General features: G+C 55.6%; 18 protein-coding genes. 8 read left to right on the top strand and 10 right to left on the bottom strand.

Annotated features, from left to right (window positions below; all coding sequences use genetic code 11):
- Positions 1-1941 (top strand): DNA topoisomerase III, encoded by a 1941-nt coding sequence (gene topB, locus ACO7SM_RS12540; protein WP_490467820.1) that lies wholly within the window; start codon positions 1-3, stop codon positions 1939-1941.
- A 75-nt stretch (positions 1942-2016) separates the two neighbouring features.
- On the opposite strand, the gene gdhA is transcribed toward topB, so the two are convergent.
- On the bottom strand, positions 2017-3360 hold the full coding sequence (gene gdhA / locus ACO7SM_RS12535; RefSeq protein WP_490467819.1) for an NADP-specific glutamate dehydrogenase: 1344 nt from the start codon (positions 3358-3360) through the stop codon (positions 2017-2019).
- A gap of 236 nt (positions 3361-3596) precedes the next feature.
- On the opposite strand from gdhA, the gene ACO7SM_RS12530 reads away from it, so the two are divergent.
- Positions 3597-3875 carry a YnjH family protein gene (locus tag ACO7SM_RS12530; RefSeq protein ID WP_192612007.1) on the top strand — a complete coding sequence of 93 codons (279 nt, stop codon included), beginning with the start codon at positions 3597-3599 and terminating at the stop codon, positions 3873-3875.
- Here ACO7SM_RS12530 and ACO7SM_RS12525 read toward each other — a convergent pair.
- Positions 3835-4248 (bottom strand): pyrimidine (deoxy)nucleoside triphosphate diphosphatase, encoded by a 414-nt coding sequence (locus ACO7SM_RS12525; RefSeq protein WP_490467818.1) that lies wholly within the window; start codon positions 4246-4248, stop codon positions 3835-3837. The genes ACO7SM_RS12530 and ACO7SM_RS12525 overlap by 41 nt on opposite strands.
- A gap of 87 nt (positions 4249-4335) precedes the next feature.
- Between ACO7SM_RS12525 and ACO7SM_RS12520 the strand changes: the two genes are divergently transcribed.
- Complete coding sequence (locus tag ACO7SM_RS12520; protein ID WP_490467817.1) at positions 4336-4959, top strand: CDP-alcohol phosphatidyltransferase family protein; 624 nt, start codon at positions 4336-4338, stop codon at positions 4957-4959.
- A 66-nt stretch (positions 4960-5025) separates the two neighbouring features.
- On the opposite strand, the gene ACO7SM_RS12515 is transcribed toward ACO7SM_RS12520, so the two are convergent.
- The 8 genes from ACO7SM_RS12515 to xthA all read right to left on the bottom strand — a co-directional run bounded on the left by ACO7SM_RS12515 (position 5026) and on the right by xthA (position 12842).
- Positions 5026-6333, bottom strand: coding sequence for a rhodanese-like domain-containing protein (locus tag ACO7SM_RS12515; protein WP_490467816.1), 1308 nt, complete (start codon positions 6331-6333; stop codon positions 5026-5028).
- An 87-nt stretch (positions 6334-6420) separates the two neighbouring features.
- Entirely contained in the window at positions 6421-7053 is a 633-nt protein-coding gene (locus tag ACO7SM_RS12510) for an ATP-binding cassette domain-containing protein (RefSeq protein WP_490467815.1), read from the bottom strand.
- Entirely contained in the window at positions 7053-8588 is a 1536-nt protein-coding gene (locus ACO7SM_RS12505; protein ID WP_490467814.1) for an ABC transporter permease family protein, read from the bottom strand. Before ACO7SM_RS12505 ends, ACO7SM_RS12510 begins: the two co-directional genes overlap by 1 nt.
- Positions 8561-9727, bottom strand: a complete 1167-nt coding sequence (locus ACO7SM_RS12500; protein WP_490467813.1) for an ABC transporter substrate-binding protein — start codon at positions 9725-9727, stop codon at positions 8561-8563. Before ACO7SM_RS12500 ends, ACO7SM_RS12505 begins: the two co-directional genes overlap by 28 nt.
- Before the next feature lie 12 nt (positions 9728-9739).
- Positions 9740-10306: a carboxymuconolactone decarboxylase family protein gene (locus tag ACO7SM_RS12495; RefSeq protein WP_301699128.1), complete on the bottom strand. Its 567-nt coding sequence runs from the start codon at positions 10304-10306 to the stop codon at positions 9740-9742.
- A complete protein-coding gene (locus tag ACO7SM_RS12490; RefSeq protein ID WP_490467812.1) occupies positions 10306-11013 on the bottom strand; it encodes a TVP38/TMEM64 family protein in 708 nt (235 codons plus the stop codon). Before ACO7SM_RS12490 ends, ACO7SM_RS12495 begins: the two co-directional genes overlap by 1 nt.
- Before the next feature lie 125 nt (positions 11014-11138).
- Complete coding sequence (locus ACO7SM_RS12485; protein ID WP_490467811.1) at positions 11139-11861, bottom strand: TVP38/TMEM64 family protein; 723 nt, start codon at positions 11859-11861, stop codon at positions 11139-11141.
- A 174-nt stretch (positions 11862-12035) separates the two neighbouring features.
- On the bottom strand, positions 12036-12842 hold the full coding sequence (gene xthA, locus ACO7SM_RS12480; protein WP_490467810.1) for an exodeoxyribonuclease III: 807 nt from the start codon (positions 12840-12842) through the stop codon (positions 12036-12038).
- Positions 12843-13287: 445 nt separating this feature from the next.
- On the opposite strand from xthA, the gene astC reads away from it, so the two are divergent.
- Genes astC through astE form a run of 5 tightly spaced genes read left to right on the top strand, consistent with a single transcriptional unit; the run spans position 13288 to position 19315 of the window.
- A complete protein-coding gene (gene astC / locus ACO7SM_RS12475; RefSeq protein WP_490467809.1) occupies positions 13288-14508 on the top strand; it encodes a succinylornithine/acetylornithine transaminase in 1221 nt (406 codons plus the stop codon).
- Complete coding sequence (astA, locus tag ACO7SM_RS12470; RefSeq protein ID WP_490467808.1) at positions 14505-15539, top strand: arginine N-succinyltransferase; 1035 nt, start codon at positions 14505-14507, stop codon at positions 15537-15539. Before astC ends, astA begins: the two co-directional genes overlap by 4 nt.
- On the top strand, positions 15536-17014 hold the full coding sequence (gene astD / locus ACO7SM_RS12465) for a succinylglutamate-semialdehyde dehydrogenase (RefSeq protein ID WP_490467807.1): 1479 nt from the start codon (positions 15536-15538) through the stop codon (positions 17012-17014). The genes astA and astD overlap by 4 nt, the downstream gene beginning before the upstream one ends.
- Complete coding sequence (gene astB / locus ACO7SM_RS12460; RefSeq protein WP_490467806.1) at positions 17011-18354, top strand: N-succinylarginine dihydrolase; 1344 nt, start codon at positions 17011-17013, stop codon at positions 18352-18354. The genes astD and astB overlap by 4 nt, the downstream gene beginning before the upstream one ends.
- Positions 18347-19315, top strand: coding sequence for a succinylglutamate desuccinylase (astE, locus tag ACO7SM_RS12455; protein ID WP_490467805.1), 969 nt, complete (start codon positions 18347-18349; stop codon positions 19313-19315). Before astB ends, astE begins: the two co-directional genes overlap by 8 nt.
- Positions 19316-19549: the final 234 nt, after the last annotated feature.

Here is a 19549-nt window from a genome sequence, read left to right as displayed (position 1 = left end):
ATGCGGTTGTATATTGCCGAAAAACCGAGTCTGGCCCGCGCCATTGCGGACGTGCTGCCAAAGCCGCACCGCAAAGGCGATGGTTTTATCGAATGTGGCAATGGACAAGTGGTGACCTGGTGTATCGGTCACCTGCTTGAACAAGCGCAGCCCGACGCCTATGACAGCCGTTATGCGCGCTGGAGTTTAGCCGATCTTCCGATAGTGCCGGAAAAATGGCAGTTGCAGCCGCGTCCTTCCGTGACCAAACAGCTCAACGTCATCAAACGGTTCCTGCATGACGCCAGCGAGGTTATTCACGCGGGAGACCCCGATCGCGAAGGGCAGTTGCTGGTGGATGAAGTGCTGGATTACCTGCAACTGGCGCCGGAAAAACGCCATCAGGTGCAACGGTGTTTGATAAACGATCTCAATCCGCAGGCGGTCGAACGGGCGATTGAGCGTCTGCGTTCCAATAGCGAGTTTGTACCGCTGTGCGTCTCGGCGCTGGCGCGTGCGCGTGCGGACTGGCTTTACGGTATCAACATGACGCGGGCGTATACCATTCTGGGGCGCAACGCCGGTTATCAGGGCGTCCTCTCGGTGGGGCGCGTACAGACGCCGGTTCTCGGGCTGGTGGTGCGCCGCGATGAAGAGATCGAAAATTTCATCGCCAAAGATTTCTTTGAGGTGAAGGCGCATATCGTGACGCCGGCCGATGAGCGGTTTACCGCCCTCTGGCAACCCAGCGAAGCCTGCGAACCGTATCAGGACGAAGAAGGGCGTTTACTTCATCGCCCGCTGGCGGAACACGTGGTAAACCGTATCAACGGGCAGCCCGCGGTGGTCACCAGTTATAACGATAAACGGGAATCAGAATCTGCACCGCTGCCGTTTTCACTCTCCGCCTTGCAGATTGAAGCCGCCAAACGCTTTGGCCTGAGCGCGCAGAATGTGCTCGATATTTGCCAGAAGCTGTATGAAACCCACAAGCTTATTACCTACCCACGTTCTGATTGTCGCTATCTGCCGGAAGAACATTTTGCCGGACGTCATGCGGTGCTGAACGCCATCAGCGTCCATGCGCCGGATCTGCTGCCGCAGCCTGCGGTCAACCCGGATACCCGTAATCGCTGCTGGGATGACAAAAAAGTCGATGCGCACCACGCCATCATTCCGACCGCGCGCAGCTCATCAATCTCGCTGAACGACAACGAAGCGAAAGTCTACAACCTGGTTGCGCGCCAGTATTTGATGCAGTTCTGCCCGGATGCGGTGTTCCGCAAGTGCGTGATTGAACTGGACATTGCGAAGGGCAAATTTATTGCCAAAGCCCGGTTCCTGGCGGAAGCGGGATGGCGCACGCTGCTGGGCAATAAAGAACGTGATGAAGAGAACGACGGCACGCCGTTGCCGGTGGTTGCGAAAGACGATGAACTCTTGTGCGAAAAAGGCGAAGTAGTCGAACGTCAGACTCAACCGCCGCGCCACTTTACGGATGCGACCTTGCTTTCGGCAATGACCGGTATCGCTCGCTTTGTGCAGGACAAAGATCTGAAAAAGATCCTGCGTGCAACCGACGGTCTCGGCACCGAGGCGACCCGTGCCGGTATTATTGAATTACTGTTTAAACGCGGTTTTCTGACCAAAAAAGGGCGCTACATTCACTCTACCGATGCCGGAAAAGCGTTGTTTCACTCGCTGCCGGAAATGGCGACCCGACCCGATATGACGGCGCACTGGGAGTCTATCCTGACGCAAATCAGTGAGAAACAGTGTCGTTATCAGGACTTTATGCAGCCACTGGTCGGCACGCTGTTTCAGTTGATCGATCAGGCGAAGCGTACCCCGGTAAGACGCTTTCGGGGAATTGTTGCCCCCGGCGGCGGCGAGAAGAAAAAGTCTGCGCCGCGTAAACGCCCGGCGAAAAAAAGCCCGCCATCAGCAGAGGCGGGCCAGTAACAATGTGTCGGCGTAGGCCGGATAAGGCAGTTATGCCGCCATCCGGCAAGGTCTGATGGTCAGACCGACAGAACGTTAAACCACGCCCTGCGCCAGCATCGCGTCAGCCACTTTGACGAAGCCCGCAATGTTTGCGCCACGAACATAGTTGGTATGTTTATTTTCACCGCCGTACTCCACGCACGCGTGGTGAATATCCAGCATGATGTGGTGCAGACGTGCATCCACTTTTTCTGCCTTCCAGCTTAAACGCGCGGCGTTTTGCGCCATCTCCAGCCCGGAGGTCGCGACGCCGCCTGCGTTAGCCGCTTTGCCCGGCGCGAACAGTACACCCGCTTCCAGGAACAGATCGGTGGCTTCGATGGTGGTCGGCATATTTGCGCCTTCCGCCACCGCTTTCACGCCATTGGCGATAAGCTGGCGAGCGGCATCGACATCCAGCTCATTTTGCGTTGCGCATGGCAGGGCGATATCGACCGGAACTGCCCACGGCTGCTTGCCTTCCAGATAGGTCAGGCCAAACTCGCGCGCGTAGTCGGCGACGCGACCATCACGACTGTCTTTAATTGCGCACAGGCGCGCCAGTTTTTCTTTGGTGAAGCCGCTTTCATCAACGACGGTGCCGCTGGAGTCGGAGGCGGTGACCACACGCGCGCCAAACTCCATCGCTTTTTCAATGGCAAATTGCGCCACGTTGCCGGAGCCGGAAACCGCCACACGCATCCCTTCAAATCCAAGACCGTGGCGTTTGAGCATCGCTTCGGTGAAGTAGACCAGGCCATAACCGGTCGCTTCCGGGCGGATCAAGCTGCCGCCGAAGGAGAGGCCTTTGCCGGTAAAGACACAGGCACTATTGTTGGAGAGTTTGCGCATCATGCCGGCCATAAAGCCCACTTCACGCCCACCCACGCCGATATCACCGGCGGGTACATCGGTATCCGGCCCCAAATGACGATACAGCTCGGTCATCAGCGCCTGGCAGAAACGCATCACTTCGCCTTCACTTTTCCCTTTCGGGTCAAAATCGCTACCGCCTTTACCACCGCCCATCGGCAGTGTGGTCAGGGCATTTTTAAAGGTTTGCTCAAAGCCGAGGAATTTCAGAATCGACAGGTTAACCGAAGGGTGGAAGCGCATCCCGCCCTTATAGGGGCCGATCGCTGCGTTGAACTGTACGCGCCAGGCGCGGTTTACCTGAACCTGATTGCGGTCGTCCAGCCAGACGACGCGAAACTGGATCACGCGTTCCGGTTCAACCAGACGTTCCAGCAACGACATTTGACGATAACGGGGATTTTGCTCAAGGAAAGGCCACAGGGTGGTCATCACTTCACGAACGGCCTGCGCGAACTCGGTTTGATTCGGGTCGCGCTTTTGAACATGGTTGAGAAACGACTCCAGCGAACATGTCTGATCCATAGATTTAAAAACCTCTTATATTTTAATGTGGTTGTAATTGTGTTTTTTGTGAATAGGTGTTTGCAGATTTTGAATATAACATCAGCGATGTGACGCTAAGCAAGAAAAAAATCGTCGTGCTAAGCAAATTAATAACGAGACGGGTGTCATTACCAAAAGCGATGGTCAGAGGGCTAAAGTTTCTGCCATTGACGACCGTTATAATGGAAGACGAATTCAACTTTAAAGGAATGACCATGCGCCGTTTATTGATGGCCGCTGTTGCAGTGGCGCTTATGCCTTTCGCTGTACAGGCAAATGACCGTTATCGCCCGGATATCGACGTCAACGTGCCGCCGGAGGTCTTCAGCTCCAGCGGACAACGCCCGCAGCCCTGCAATCAGTGCTGCATCTACCAGGACCAAAATTATTCAGAAGGGGCCGTCATCAAAGCCGACGGCGTGTTGTTGCAGTGTCAACGTGACGAGAAAACCCTCAGTACGAATCCGCTGGTCTGGCGTCGCGTAAAACCCTGAATGCCTCTAATAGCGGAATGTCGGCCGGGGCGAGCGGATAATTAAGCGCATCTTCAGGCGAACACCAGAGAAGACGCTGGTGTTCATGGGCGCGCAACGAACCGCTAAAGTCCGGCACATGCCAGGCATGCAAATGAATTAACCGACCAGACACTTCACGCTGATGGCTGGCAATGTACTGCCCAACCACCGCGTCGATCCCCAGTTCTTCCCTGAGTTCGCGTGCCAGTGCCTGTGGCTGGCTTTCACCGGACTCGACTTTGCCACCGGCAAATTCCCACATTCCGGGCTGGTCGGCGTGTTCCGGGCGCTGAGCCAGTAAAATTTTGCCATCACGTTCAATGATAGCGGCAACGACGTCGAGAGATTTCATTATATTCAACACTGTCTGACGAGAGAAAATGCCATAATATCCGCAGTTTTACCGAATCTGAAGACCTTTACACTTACGGGAGCGCTTGTGCTTGATCGCTATCTTCATCCTGGAATTAAACCTCTCCTGCATCGGTGCGCCAGCGTCCTGGATAAACCGGCGATAACGCCAGACGGACTGACGTTGCTTGGATTTGCTATCGGGGTGTTGGCCTTGCCGTTTCTGGCATTAGGCTGGTATCTGGCCGCGCTGGTCGCAATTGTGTTGAACCGGTTTCTGGATGGTCTGGACGGCGCATTAGCCCGACGTCGGGGACTGACGGATGCGGGCGGATTTCTCGACATCTCGCTCGATTTTCTCTTTTACGCGCTGGTTCCGTTTGGCTTTATTCTTGCTGCGCCGGAGCAAAATGCGCTGGCCGGTGGTTGGCTGTTGTTTGCGTTTATCGGCACGGGCAGCAGCTTTTTGGCCTTTGCCGCGCTGGCGGCGAAACATCAGATTGATAATCCCGGCTATGCGCACAAATCGTTTTACTACCTGGGAGGACTGACGGAAGGGACAGAGACGATTCTGCTGTTTGTGCTGAGTTGCTTATTCCCGGCGTATTTTTCGTGGTTTGCGTGGGTATTCGGTGTGCTGTGCTGGATGACGACCTTTACGCGGATTTGCAGTGGCTACCTGACGCTGAAATCCCTTCAGCGTGCCGGATAAGCCGTGTTACCGGATGGCGCTACGTTTATCCGGTTAAACAACGTAGCGCCATCCGGCATTCACGATTTAGTTGCTGCTGTCCGGGCCACGCTCGCCGGTAGCGACCGGATTTTTCGGGTCGCTGCTCCACTCGTACCAGCCGCCGTCATAGACGGAGACGTTTTTCCAGCCCATCGCGCGGGCATAGATAAACGTTTCTGAGGCGCGCCAGCCGGTGCCGCAGTAGAAGGAAACCTGCTGATCCGGCAAGATATTCCACTGCTTCCACATGGCGGCGATATCGTCTGCGCTACGCATGGTGCCATCCGGGTTGTGGAAATCTTCCATGTGCGTAGAGTCGCTTCCCGCATGGCCCCAACGCGCACCGGCAATCTCGCCTTTCGGTTTGATGTAATTGTACCCGCTGGTGGTGCCAATAAACTCAGGCCACGAACGAATGCTGACCAGTGAAGCATCCTGGCGATGCAGCAGGGCGCGCGCCTGTTCCATATTCAGCATCAGTTGCGGTTGTGCCGGAATGGTGACGCCGAAATCAGGTTCCGCCTTCACCTTCGGCGGTGTGCCGCGTTCTACCGGCAGGCCTGAATCAGACCAGCTTTGCCAGCCGCCATCGAGCACGCGAACATCCTTCACCCCGGCATAGAGCATGATCTGCGCGACACGCGCTGCCGCGTAGACGTCGCGACCATACAGGACAACCGTCGTATCGTGGCGGATGCCATGTTTCGCCAGCATCGCTTTAAGCTGAGCATCGGACACTTTGTTCCACAGCGGCTCGCTTTCCACTTCGTTGGTATCGATGTAACCGGCGCCAGGAATGTGGCTCATCAGGTAGAATTTCGGCGCGCCCCAGCCCGCTTCGAGGACTTTCCAGTCGCCGGCCGGTTTTGCCGTTACGGACTTCTGTTGCTGAAGACTGTGCAGCCACTGCGGGTAGACCAGTTGTTCAAAATGCGGCAGTCGTTGCAGGCGGGAAGGCTGCTGCAATGCGTCGCTGAGAGTGGAAATCTGGTGTAAACCGGCTTTTTGCAAACGCGATTTGACGGCCTGCATATCGGTTTCATTACCGTACAGCGCCACCGGGGTATCGGTTTTTAACTGATGCGTCTGGAGCCAGGCGGTGAGCTGCTCATCGTTCATTTTATCGAGCCAGCTCGCGGAGAGATTTAGCGCGGAGGGTTCGTGCCCTGAGGGGCCGTTGAGCGACTGTGGCCAGCCGTTGTAGAACGCGCTTTGACGCGTATCAATGGCAGCGCCCTGTTTTTGTTGCAACTGGTGAAGGGTGAGCGCCTGCGACATTTCAGCAGCCTGCGAAGAAGCGCAAGCGAGCCCTAAAGCCAGTGCCAGCGCGGTCATTTGAGAAACACGTTTCATCGAATAGCCCGACATTGAAATAAGAGGGCACTATTCTCTGCCCGCCGCGAGGCAAAAACTTTGCGTTAACGCAGTTTGTGCGCACATTCACGCCCAGTCAGCCATTTGTAACACCACGCCGCCCGGAGGAATATCCTGCACATCATGACTGACCTGCACCACGGGAATTCCCTGCTGGCGTACTTCAGCAAATACCCACTGGCGAAAGGCTTCGCGAAGTTCCGTATCCAGGCGGCTGAACGGCTCATCCAGCAACAGCGCCTGAGGTTGCGCCAGTAGCGCACGCAGCAGGGCAACGCGCGCCCGCTGCCCGCCGGACAACGAGGCCGGGTCACGGTGATAAAACCCCTCCAGCCCGGCACGTTCAAGGGCTTGCTGAACGGCCTCTCGCCGCGCTGAACCTTTCAACCTGGCGGGGATTGCCAGCAGCAGGTTTTGCCCGACGCTAAAGTGATCGAACAACAAGGCATCCTGAAACAGAATGCCGATTTGTCGCTCTGCGGTGGGTAAACCATCGATGCGCCGCGTATCAAGCCACAGCTCGCCACTCGCCTGAAAATGCGAAGACATTGCCCCCACCATCCAGGCGAGCAGGGTTGATTTACCACAGCCAGACGGCCCCATCAAAGTGACAATGTCACCTTTATCGACAGCGAAATTCATCTGTTTTAGCAGTGGCACCTGTCCCACATGCAGTGAGAGATGGCGAACAGCGAGCATTAGCGGAGTCCTTGTCGTGAATAGCCAATCCACTTTGAAATGAACGCGGTGAGCGCGAAAACCAGCAATGGGAGCAATAGCTGCCATAACGCCTGAGCTGCCAGGATTGCGTTGCTGCCGCCGCTACTGAGCGCGACCGCTTCGGTGGTGAGTGTCGGATAGCGACCGGCACCCAGCCAAAGTCCTGGCATATATTGGGCGATACTGACGGAGAATCCTACCGAAAAGGCCAGCAGCACCGGACGCACCACTAACGGACATTTAACGCAGCAGAATATCTTACCTTTTGTCCAGCCCAGCGTTTGCGCCACCAGTATCAGGCGTGGGTCGATGCGTTGCCAGGCCGGACGCAGCGCAAACAGCATCCACGGGAGCACCCACAGCAGATGTCCCCAGATAACGGTGGCGTACCGACCGTCCAGGCCCAGTCGCAGCGCGAGGGTATATTGCCCGGTCACCAGCGGCAGCGCCGGTAGAATAATCGGCAACCAGAGCCAGCGATGGCCGCGTGTGGGGCCCCATTCCAGCCATAAAAGAATCACGATGAGTCCGATGGCGCTGGCGGCCAGTCCCAGATACAGACTGTTGAGTAACGCCTCAGGGTTGACGGACGCAGGGTGAGCGATTAGTGCCAGCAGCAGGGCGCACAGTACGCCCGTTAACGGCAGCATCACCGAAAATGTTTTACCTGCTCGCGTTGATGAACGGCGGTGACGCACGCCGCTGATCGCGGGGAGGGTGCGCTGCCAGCCGCGCCAGAGCAGATAACCTGTCAGCGCGAAGGCCATGAGCAGTCCCACCAGCAGCAAACTGGCCAGCGCGCCTTTAATCTGTTGTTCGCTGTCTCCCTGACTTAACCATTGCCAGCTTAACACTGCCAGCGTAGGAGGATTGCCTGGCCCGAGAATGATCGCCACGTCAACCACCGAGAGGGACCAGGCGACAACCGCCAGCATCACCGCGCCCAGCGCAGGCGCCACGGAAGGTAACAGCAACCGGTTCAGACACTGCAGACGGCTGTAACCCAGCGTATCCAGTACGATAACCTGTTGGGAAAGCTGTTTTTCACTCAGCAGTGCCGCCAGGATCCACAGGATAAAGGCGCTCTCTTTCACCGCCAGGGTTACACCAAGCCCGATACCATAGCGATCCAATTGCGGCGAGAAAGAAGGGAATATCCGGTACAGCCACCCGCCTTCGGCAAACAACAGCAGCGCGCTGGTGGCAAAGGCCACATGCGGGATCGCCAGCAGCCACGGCAGACGTGCGCACAGACGCAGCCATTTAGCACCCGGCCAGAGGGCGACAATCACCGTCAGAGCGATCGTCAGTGCGCCGACCGTGGCAATCGTCACCGAGGTCAGCGTTGCCAGCAGTGCCTGTGATAGCTGCGGGTCGGCAAACAACGCCAGCCAGTGTTTAACGGACAGCGCGGGACTGATGAGCGCGAACGCGGCGGGAACCAGCGGCGAATAGATAGCCGCCATGGCGCACCAGAGCAGCGAGATTAACGCGTACCGTATCGGCGTAGCCATTCTCGTTCCAGCGCGTTTACCCATGCGGCATGGGGTTCAGGTAGCACGGCGGGTAATCCTTGTGGGACTCGCGATTGCAGGACGTTACGTTGGGCATCCGGGAGCTTTTTCGGATCCAGCACCGAAGGGTCGCCCCAGATGGCGGGGTCGGCTTTGCGTAACTGCGCCTCAGGGGAGAGCAGAAAATTAGCGACCACCTTCGCACCTGCGCTGGCGCGGGCATTCGCCGGGATCGTGACGAAATGCACGTTGCCTATCATGCCCTGAGAAAAGCCAAAACTGTAGGCCGTTGCGGGGAGTTCGCCGCTGGCGATTTTTTGCGACGCATGGGCAGGATTAAAGGTCATGGAGAGACTCAGCACACCGGCATTGAGCAGGGCGTCGAGACGGGCAGGCGATGGCGGAAAATCGGCCCCCTTACGCCATAACCAGGGATGCAGTGCGTCGAGATAGTGCCAGAGTGGCGCGCTAACGTCAGCAAACGTGGCGCTATCCGGGGGGATTTTCAGGGCATCTGGCTGGGTGGTCAGCGTAATCAGTAACTGTTCCAGAAAAGCGGTGCCGGTAAAGTCCGGTGGGCGCGGATAGGTCACGCTACCCGGATGCGTTTTGGCAAATTCCAGCAGTGCCTGCGGGGTTTTGGGGGGAGTGGGCGTCGTCGCGCTGTTGGCAATAAAGGTGAGCTGCGCGCCACCCCAGGGCGATTCAGCGCCTTCAGTGGGAATGGCAAAGTCTTCGCTTACCGGCTGTTGTATATCCACGAATCGCCAGTTTGGCAGCGTTTGCGCCCATCCGGTTTGCAGCAGTCCAGCCTCTTTCAGCGTTCGGAAGTTTTCGCCATTCACCCACAGTAAATCCACCGAACCGCCGGTTTTACGCCCGGCGGCAGACTCCGTCTGGATGCGTTTAACGGCATCGGCGGCATCGGCCAGACGGACAATGTTGAGGTTGATGGCGTAATGGGTTTTCATTTCGCCGCTCACCCAGTCGAGATACTGATTGACGGCATTATCGCCGCCCCAGGCATTGAACCAGACGGCCTGTCCTTTCGCCTCATCTTTGATCTGCTGCCAGTCGAGGGCATACGTGGTCTGGGAAAAGAGCGACAGGATCCCCAATAACCATACACAATGGCGCATATTTTCCCCTTATTATTCGGATTTCGCGTCTGATGACGGCCCGCCCGGGAGGCGACACAGCCCCTGCGCGGGAATGTCCATTGACGAGTTAAAACGCGCCGATAAATTTTGTAGGCCGATCAGCGCCGTCAGTTCCGTTAGCGCCTGCGCGTCAAAGTGAGCGGTCAGCGTGCTGCGCAGGGCGTCATCGACGCGAGGTGGCGTCATGCTGGCGGCTTCAGCATACTCGAGCGCCAGACGTTCTGACTCACTAAACAGCGGACTTTGCCGCCAGTCGCTGACGGCCAGCAGTTTGTCCGTACTGCCTGTGCGTTCCGCGATTTTCATGTTGGTGATATCGACACAAAATTCGCACAGGCACATTTGCGCAATGCGGGCGCTGACTAAGGCACGTAACACGGGGTCAAGCGGCGAGCGTTTGCGCTCCAGATACCCCACAAACATAGAAACCAGATAGAAGATAAAGGGAATACGCCCCCACCAGCGGATCGGGCTGAGCACTTCGCCGTAATGGCGGCGGTGCAGCCACGCCTGGGGACGTAAAATCAACGGGATTTTGTTCAGCGGCGGCAACCCCATCAGGAACTCCTCTTTTGACGTTCGCTATAGAATTTTCGGGCAGCAAAGACCACCACCGTCAGCGCGAACAGAATAAACAGTCCGGTCACGAACCAGAATGTCCCGCCGGTTAACAGGCTTCCTGCCCACGAATAGACAATGGTTGCCGGTAGCTGACCCAGCCCCGTCGCGATGAAAAAATGACGAAAGCGGATCGACGTCAGACCGGCGGCGTAACTGATTGGATCGAATGGGACAAAAGGCAGCAGACGACAGATCAGAATAGTATGTTTGCCGTAACGCGCAAAAAAACCGTCCATGCTTTCCAGCACGGCTTTGCCGGTTAATTTCTCGACAACGCGACGGCCCATCACCCTGGCGATGAAAAAACAGAGGGCAGCGCCTGCCATTGCGCTTGTCCAGGAGAGCAGGCCTCCCCAGAAGGCACCGAACAGCGACGCATTGGCAAAGGTAATCAGAAACGCCGGTAGCGGGGCGGCAATGGCCTGCAAGATCATCAAAATGAATGAAACTACCGCCGCCTGGGCGCCGTACGATTGAATAAAACGTTCGATGCCCTGTTGGTCAAGGGCGGCAAAGGCCGCGATACTGTGATTAATAAACGCATGAACGCCGGGAATCAGCGCCCATGCGCACAGTAAGGCAATCAACAGGAGGAGGATTCCGCTGCGGTAGTACCAGAGAATACGCGTTTTATTATCCATCATCCTTTACCTGCTAACGTCGTCGGCGACGTTGAATGTTACGGTAGCCTGCGTGCCGTCCGGCGGCAATATTGCGGCGTTACCTGTAAATTTTACGTTGCCGCGTCGGTTTTTTGACAGCAACCGCTCTATCCTTGCGGATGATTCGATGAGCAGGTCGGTGGGCTGCCCGGCGTTTCGCCTACGTGCAAATCAACCTGTTTATGTCGGGCATATCGTTTGGCAAGCTGAATCAACATAAATAACGACAGACCCGCCAGACAGAGTTTCACTATAAAGAGTGTCGAGATCCCTTCGCGGGCGAGTTCACTGGCCATCAGGGTATATATCAACAGTCCCGGTAAGGTAGTCAGGGCGGAAATAAGCGTAAAAGGCCAGAATGAGATAGCGGTCAGGCCGTAAGCATAATTTTGAATATTATAGGGAAATAACGGAATCAAACGCGTCAGGATTAAAAAATCAGTACCATTGCGGGCGATCCCTTTCTCTATTGCCTGAAATACGGGCGTGTGGCCAACGTATTTCAACAGCAGATCTCTGCCCAACCAGCGGGCAAGCAGAAAAGACAGTGCGGAGGCCAGGGTTGCCGCCACCAGAGAAATCAGCGTTCCCCAGAGGGGGCCAAATACCACACCGCCAACAATGACCAGTACGCTGCCGGGCATCAGGCAGAGCGTGGCAATAATAAAGAACAGAATATACAGAATGTAACCAAGCGCGCCGCTTTGGTGAACGATTTCTTGCAGATGGGGTAAATTAACAACGACATCAAAGAATCCGAATGAATGAATAGCGTAAACCACAATGCCAAATAACAGACAGGCGATCGGTAATTTACACTCGGCTTTCATCGCGGCGATTTCCTATATCAAGACTTGATAATAGAGAGTTTGGTAGGGAAACAAAAAACGAGGCTGACAGTATAATAAACGGCAGTAAGTCACAAATTCTTACTGCCGTTTTGTTGATTTTACTCAACATTTATCACGTCCTGGCCCACGTTGCCGTCAGGACGTCAGCATGTTTTATTCGCGAAAGGTGGCCCAGATTGGCGCGTGATCGGAGGGTTTTTCCATGCTGCGGATTTCATAGTCAATGCCCGTTTCTACGCAACGTTCGGCCAGTGGATTGCTCGCTAACAGAAGGTCTATGCGCAGGCCACGGTTATCGTCAAACCCTTTCGAGCGGTAATCAAACCACGAGAATTTGTCGACGGTTTCTGGATTTGCCTGGCGGAAGGTGTCAACCAGACCCCAGTTCATCAGCCTTGCCATCCACTCGCGCTCTTCCGGCAGGAAGGAACACTTACCGGTGCGCAGCCAGCGTTTGCGGTTCTCTTCACCAATACCAATGTCCAGATCGGACGGGCTGATATTCATATCGCCCATGATCAGCACCGGATTCTCTTGTTTCAGTTCTGTTTCCAGATAGTTTTGCAGGTTCTGGTAAAACTGCGCTTTTGCCGGGAATTTCAACGGGTGGTCGCGGCTTTCGCCCTGAGGGAAATAACCGTTAATGACGGTGATATTCCCCAGCGGAGAGGGAATTTCCGCCATGATAATCCGGCGTTGTGCTTCTTCATCGTCTTGCGGGAAACCGCGACGCACGGAAATCGGTGTCTCTTTGGTCAGCAGCGCTACGCCGTAATGGCCTTTTTGCCCATGATAGAAAACGTTGTAGCCCAGTTTTGCCACCTCTTCGAGAGGGAACATGTCATCGTGAACTTTTGTCTCCTGTAAGCCAATAACATCCGGTTGGTGTTTTTCGACAATGGCTGCCAGTTGATGAGGGCGGGCTCGCAGGCCGTTGATATTAAAAGAGACAAATTTCATAGTTGCTGCCACTTTGTAAGGTGAATAGTGCAAGGATGTTAGCAGAAATTAGGCTAACTGACTGCCACTTGTCGCGAGATTACGGCGATGGGTGCGAATGGTCTTAACAATGGCGCAAAAAATGCACTGTTTTAGGGCGCGCTGCGTCAGAATGAGGCAGTCATTTCCGATAAATTTCGTATACGATCACAATTCCAGAATTATATTTCGCAACTGAATAATATTGCGTTTTTTCCTCTCCATACTCACCGGATACGCAAACATATTCACTTTTTATGCAATTAAAGTGAATATCGTTGGGTCATAACCGGTTGATTTTCCGTTCTCATCTCCCGTTTATGCATTTTTAGCACTGGCTGGCACGAACTCTGCAATCTACATTTACAGCGCAAACACTCATATTAATTAACATATAAGTAACTTTTAATTTACCTAAGAGGTCGCTATGTCTCTGTCAGTTACGCGTGAAAACTTTGATGAATGGATGATGCCCGTATACGCACCCGCACCGTTTATTCCGGTTCGTGGAGAGGGCTCGCGCTTGTGGGATCAGCAGGGTAAAGAGTATATCGACTTCGCAGGGGGGATTGCGGTTAACGCGTTGGGACATGCGCATCCGGCATTGCGCGAGGCATTGAACGAACAGGCGGCAAAATTCTGGCATACCGGCAATGGCTACACCAATGAACCGGTGCTGAGACTGGCAAAACAGTTGATTGATGCCACCTTTGCCGAACGTGTTTTCTTCTGTAACTCAGGGGCAGAAGCGAACGAAGCGGCATTAAAACTGGCGCGTAAGTACGCCCATGATCATTTTGGCAGCCATAAAAGTGGGATCGTCGCGTTCAAGAATGCATTCCACGGGCGGACGCTGTTCACGGTCACCGCAGGCGGACAGCCGGCCTACTCGCAGGATTTTGCGCCGCTGCCGCCGGACATTCGTCACGCTGTGTATAACGATCTCAATTCGGCCAGTGAACTGATCGACGACACCACCTGTGCGGTGATTGTGGAGCCGATGCAGGGTGAAGGCGGTGTGCTGCCGGCGACAAAAGAATTTTTGCAGGGGCTTCGCGAACTGTGCGAACGCCACAATGCATTGCTGATTTTTGATGAAGTACAAACCGGTGTGGGGCGTACGGGCGAACTCTATGCCTATATGCATTACGGCGTGACGCCGGATCTGCTGACCACCGCGAAAGCGCTTGGCGGCGGTTTCCCCATCGGTGCGTTGTTGACCACCCAGCGGTGTGCCAGCGTGATGACGGTGGGCACCCATGGCACCACCTACGGCGGTAATCCGCTGGCGTCGGCGGTGGCCGGAAAATTACTGGAAATCGTCAATACTCCGGAGATGCTCAATGGCGTCAAGCAGCGTCACGACTGGTTTGTTGAACGTCTGAATACCCTCAATGCCCGTTTTGGGTTGTTCAGTGAAATCCGGGGACTGGGATTGCTGATCGGGTGTGTGCTGACGGCTGAATATGCCGGAAAAGCTAAACTGATCTCACAGGAAGCGGCAAACGTCGGCGTCATGGTGCTGATTGCGGGCGGCAACGTGGTGCGTTTCGCCCCTGCGCTTAACGTCAGCGCAGAAGAAGTCTCTACCGGGTTGGATCGCTTTTCCCTGGCCTGCGAACGTATTAAAGCAGGGGGTTCATCATGATGGTTATCCGTCCCGTCGAACAAGCGGACATTACCGCGCTGATGGCGCTTGCCGCGAAAACCGGCGGCGGTCTGACCTCGTTACCGGCGAATGAAGAGACGCTGATTGCGCGAATCGATCGCGCGATAAAAACCTGGCAGGGTGAATTACCCAAAAGCGAGCAGGGCTACGTGTTTGTGCTGGAAGAGAGTGAAACCGGCGCGGTGGCGGGCATTTGTGCCATTGAAGTGGCGGTGGGGCTGAACGACCCCTGGTATAACTACCGGGTCGGGACGCTGGTACACGCGTCGAAAGAGTTGAATGTTTACAACGCATTGCCAACGCTTTTTCTCAGCAATGACCATACCGGCAGCAGCGAACTGTGTACGCTGTTTCTCGACCCGGACTGGCGCAAAGAGGGGAACGGGTATCTGCTCTCGAAGTCGCGGTTTATGTTCATGGCGGCCTTTCGCGACAAGTTCAACGAGAAAGTGGTCGCTGAAATGCGCGGCGTGATCGACGAGCACGGTTATTCGCCTTTCTGGCAAAGCCTTGGGAAACGCTTTTTCTCGATGGAGTTTAGCCGGGCCGATTTTCTGTGCGGTACAGGGCAGAAAGCGTTTATTGCCGAACTGATGCCCAAACATCCTATTTATACCCACTTTCTCTCAGATGAGGCGCAGGCGGTGATCGGCGAGGTGCATCCGCAGACCGCACCCGCGCGTGCGGTGCTCGAGAAAGAAGGTTTCCGCTACCGGAACTATATCGATATTTTTGACGGTGGCCCGACGCTGGAATGCGATATTGATCGCGTACGTGCGATCCGCAAAAGCCGACTGGTGGAGGTTGTTGAAGGACAGCCTGCGCAGGGGGAATTTCCGGCTTGCCTGGTCGCCAATGAAAACTACCACCATTTTCGCGCCACCCTGATACGTACCGACCCGGACACACAGCGTCTGGTGCTGACCGCCGCGCAATTAGATGCGCTGAAATGCCACGCCGGAGATAAGGTTCGTCTGGTGCGCCTGTGCGCTGAGGAGAAAACAGTATGACGCTATGGATTAACGGCGACTGGATAACCGGTCAGGGAGAACATCGCATCAAAACTAACCCGGTGACCGGGGATGTCCTCTGGCAGGGCAATGATGCCGATGCGACGCAGGTTTTACAGGCCAACCGCGCGGCGCGGGCGGCGTTCCCCGGCTGGGCGAAACGCGCATTCAATGAGCGACAGGCGGTGGTGGAAAAATTTGCGGCGTTACTGGAGAGCAACAAAGCGGAGCTCACGACGATTATTGCCCGCGAAACCGGTAAGCCCCGCTGGGAGGCGGTGACGGAAGTGACGGCAATGATCAACAAAATTGCCATTTCAGTGAAGGCCTACCACACCCGCACCGGCGAACAGCACAGTGAACTGCCGGATGGCGCGGCGACATTGCGCCATCGTCCGCATGGCGTTCTGGCGGTGTTTGGCCCGTACAACTTTCCCGGACATTTGCCGAACGGCCATATCGTTCCGGCACTGCTGGCGGGGAATACGTTGATTTTTAAACCCAGCGAGTTAACGCCGTGGACGGGTGAAGCCGTCATGCGCCTGTGGGAACAGGCCGGTTTGCCGCCTGGCGTGCTGAATATGCTGCAGGGCGGGCGCGAAACCGGACAGGCGCTGAGCGCGCTGGACGACATTGATGGACTGCTTTTCACCGGTAGCGCGAACACCGGTTATCAACTGCACCGCCAGCTCTCCGGCCAACCGGAAAAAATCCTCGCGCTGGAAATGGGCGGCAACAATCCGCTGATCGTTGAAGAACCCGTGGATATTGACGCGGCAGTACATCTGACCATTCAGTCGGCGTTTGTCACTGCCGGGCAGCGTTGTACCTGCGCGCGTCGCCTGTTGGTGAAAAAAGGGAATTTGGGTGATGCGTTCCTGGCGCGTTTGGTCGAGGTCAGCCAACGGCTGACGCCCGGGGGATGGGACGACGAACCTCAGCCCTTTATGGGGGGATTGATCTCCAGTCAGGCAGCGCGCCACGTTTATGACGCGTGGCAAAAATGTGAATCGCTGGGCGGGACTACGCTGTTGGCGCCGCGGCTGCTGAAAGAAGGCGCATCGCTGATTTCACCGGGCATTATCGAGATGACCGATGTAGCAAACGTGCCGGACGAAGAGGTGTTTGGCCCGCTGCTTGGGGTCTGGCGCTATGACGATTTTGACGAGGCGATTCGGCTGGCGAATAACACCCGCTTTGGCTTGTCGTGCGGTCTGGTCTCGCCGGATCGTGAACAGTTCGAGCAACTGTTACTCGAGGCGCGGGCCGGGATCGTCAATTGGAATAAGCCGTTGACCGGGGCCGCCAGTACCGCACCGTTTGGCGGTGTTGGCGCATCGGGCAATCACCGGGCGAGCGCCTGGTACGCGGCGGATTATTGTGCCTGGCCGATGGCAAGTCTTGAGTCACCGGCATTAACCTTACCCACCTCGCTCAGCCCCGGACTCGATTTTTCTCATGAGGAGCCGGTATGAAAGCGCATGAAGTCAATTTCGATGGGCTGGTCGGTCTGACGCACCATTATGCCGGTCTGTCATTCGGCAATGAGGCGTCGACCCGTCATCGTTTTCAGGTGTCAAACCCACGGCTGGCGGCAAAGCAGGGGCTATTAAAGATGAAGGCGCTGGCGGACGCCGGATTTATGCAGGCGGTGATCCCGCCCCATGAACGTCCGTATCTTCCCGTACTCCGTCAGTTGGGGTTTACCGGCAGTGACGAACAGGTGCTTGAAAAAGTGGCGCGCCAGGCGCCGCAATGGCTCTCCAGCGCCAGTTCGGCTTCACCGATGTGGGTGGCGAATGCGGCGACTGTGTGCCCTTCGGCAGATGCGCTGGATGGTAAAGTGCATTTCACCGTCGCCAATCTGAACAATAAATTTCATCGTTCTCTGGAAGCACCGACCACCGAATCATTATTACGGGCGATATTCCGTGATGAGCAGTTTTTTTCCGTTCACAACGCGCTGCCTCAGGTCGCGCTGCTGGGCGATGAAGGGGCGGCGAATCATAATCGACTGGGTGGCGATTACGGAGAGCCAGGCGTGCAACTGTTTGTTTATGGCTGTGAAGGGGGGAATACCTTACGGCCAGCGCGCTATCCGGCACGGCAAACGCGTGAGGCCAGCGACGCCGTAGCGCGGCTAAATCAGGTTAATCCCCGGCAGGCTATTTTTGCGCAACAGAATCCGGACGTTATCGATCTTGGCGTTTTTCATAACGATGTGATTGCGGTGTCTAACAGGCAGGTGCTGTTTTGCCATCAGCAGGCGTTCGTGAACCAGGGCGAATTAATGAACCGGCTGCGCTCATGCGTGGCCGACTTTACGCCGATAGAGGTCGCGTCGTCTGACGTCACGGTACAGGATGCGGTTGCCACCTATCTGTTCAACAGTCAGCTATTAAGTCGTGAAGACGGCAGCATGATGCTGATTTTACCGCAGGAATGTCGTGACCATGCGGGGGTATGGCATTACCTGAATGGACTGCTTGATGCTGACAACCCGATAAGTGACCTGCGGGTCTTTGATTTACGTGAAAGTATGTCGAATGGCGGGGGGCCAGCCTGTTTACGTTTGCGCGTGGTATTAACGCCAGGGGAACAGCGGGCGGTAAATCCGTCGGTGATGATGAACGATACGCTCTTTGCGACGCTGAATCAGTGGGTGGATCGCTACTACCGCGACCGCCTGACCGCCGCCGATCTTGCCGATCCGCAGTTGCTGCGTGAAGGGCGGGAAGCGCTGGATACGCTGACGCAGTTGCTTAACCTGGGGTCGGTCTATCCCTTCCAGCAATCAGGGGTAAATAATGGATAACTTTCTTGCGCTGACGCTGGCGGGAAAACCGCCCGATGTCAGAGAGGGGGAAGCCTTCGGTTTTCGCTGGCGCTGGTTAGGTCACGGATTGCTGGAGCTCACGCCAGAAACGCCCGTGGATCGCGCGCTGGTGCTTTCTGCGGGGATTCATGGCAACGAAACGGCGCCGGTGGAGATGCTGGATGCGCTGCTTTCGGCGCTCTTTCAGGGGCGACAGACGCTGCGCTGGCGACTGCTGGTGGTGCTGGGAAATCCGCTGGCGCTCTCGACGGGGAAACGGTATTGCCACAGCGACATGAACCGGATGTTTGGCGGGCGATGGCAGGAATTTACGGAGAGTGAAGAAACGGAGCGTACCCGCGCGCTGGAGCAGTGTCTGGAGAATTTTTTTGCGGGCGGCAGTGAACGGTTACGCTGGCATCTCGATCTGCATACCGCGATTCGCGGCTCTTATCACGTCCGGTTTGGCGTATTGCCCCAGCGTTCAATTCCCTGGGAGGAGACGTTTCTTAGCTGGCTTGGCGCGGCAGGTCTGGAGGCGCTGGTGTTCCATCAGGCACCGGGAGGCACGTTTACGCATTTTAGTTGTGAGCATTTTGGCGCGCTGTCCTGCACGCTGGAACTCGGCAAGGCGCTGCCATTTGGCCACAATGATCTCACGTTGTTTGCGCCCACCGCACAGGCGTTAGCGTCATTACTGGCCGGTAATCTCGTTATCGCAGGGGATTTCTCTGTGGCACGCTATCGTGTGGTGTCGCAAATTACGCGCCGCAGCGACGCGTTTGTCCTGCATATGGATAATCAGACGCTGAACTTTACGCCCTTTAAGGAAGGAACGTTATTGGCACAGGATGGCGAAGAGCGTGTGATCGCCACCCATGACGTTGAATATGTTCTCTTTCCCAATCCCAATGTGGCTTTTGGTTTACGCGCCGGATTGATGCTGGAAAAACTGCGTTAGCCCTATTTACCCTCAGGCGTTCACCTGAGGGAATTATCAGCTTCAGATCGCCTGTTGCATAATTACGGATTATTCCTGGATAACTGCTTTATTAATCACCACTGTTCCGGTATAGTTTTTCATAATCCCTTCAAAATCAGCGTTTTGTAATTATTTATTTCAACTCTCCACGATTTATTCTTTTTTTCTTCATAATTGGCGAAAAACTGTTTTTTACACTTTCATTGTTTTACC

The sequence above is a fragment of the Citrobacter sp. LJND-P06 genome, from assembly GCF_058188415.1.
This window is presented reverse-complemented; position numbering and strand designations above follow the sequence as displayed.

Bases quoted from the DNA above. Each gene is read 5' to 3' on its own strand.
- topB (WP_490467820.1), top strand. From the start codon at position 1: ATGCGGTTGTATATTGCCGAAAAACCGAGTCTGGCCCGCGCCATTGCG.
- gdhA (WP_490467819.1), bottom strand. From the start codon at position 3,360: ATGGATCAGACATGTTCGCTGGAGTCGTTTCTCAACCATGTTCAAAAG.
- ACO7SM_RS12530 (WP_192612007.1), top strand. From the start codon at position 3,597: ATGCGCCGTTTATTGATGGCCGCTGTTGCAGTGGCGCTTATGCCTTTC.
- ACO7SM_RS12525 (WP_490467818.1), bottom strand. From the start codon at position 4,248: ATGAAATCTCTCGACGTCGTTGCCGCTATCATTGAACGTGATGGCAAA.
- ACO7SM_RS12515 (WP_490467816.1), bottom strand. From the start codon at position 6,333: ATGAAACGTGTTTCTCAAATGACCGCGCTGGCACTGGCTTTAGGGCTC.
- ACO7SM_RS12510 (WP_490467815.1), bottom strand. From the start codon at position 7,053: ATGCTCGCTGTTCGCCATCTCTCACTGCATGTGGGACAGGTGCCACTG.
- ACO7SM_RS12505 (WP_490467814.1), bottom strand. From the start codon at position 8,588: ATGGCTACGCCGATACGGTACGCGTTAATCTCGCTGCTCTGGTGCGCC.
- ACO7SM_RS12500 (WP_490467813.1), bottom strand. From the start codon at position 9,727: ATGCGCCATTGTGTATGGTTATTGGGGATCCTGTCGCTCTTTTCCCAG.
- ACO7SM_RS12495 (WP_301699128.1), bottom strand. From the start codon at position 10,306: ATGGGGTTGCCGCCGCTGAACAAAATCCCGTTGATTTTACGTCCCCAG.
- ACO7SM_RS12490 (WP_490467812.1), bottom strand. From the start codon at position 11,013: ATGATGGATAATAAAACGCGTATTCTCTGGTACTACCGCAGCGGAATC.
- ACO7SM_RS12485 (WP_490467811.1), bottom strand. From the start codon at position 11,861: ATGAAAGCCGAGTGTAAATTACCGATCGCCTGTCTGTTATTTGGCATT.
- xthA (WP_490467810.1), bottom strand. From the start codon at position 12,842: ATGAAATTTGTCTCTTTTAATATCAACGGCCTGCGAGCCCGCCCTCAT.
- astC (WP_490467809.1), top strand. From the start codon at position 13,288: ATGTCTCTGTCAGTTACGCGTGAAAACTTTGATGAATGGATGATGCCC.
- astA (WP_490467808.1), top strand. From the start codon at position 14,505: ATGATGGTTATCCGTCCCGTCGAACAAGCGGACATTACCGCGCTGATG.
- astD (WP_490467807.1), top strand. From the start codon at position 15,536: ATGACGCTATGGATTAACGGCGACTGGATAACCGGTCAGGGAGAACAT.
- astB (WP_490467806.1), top strand. From the start codon at position 17,011: ATGAAAGCGCATGAAGTCAATTTCGATGGGCTGGTCGGTCTGACGCAC.
- astE (WP_490467805.1), top strand. From the start codon at position 18,347: ATGGATAACTTTCTTGCGCTGACGCTGGCGGGAAAACCGCCCGATGTC.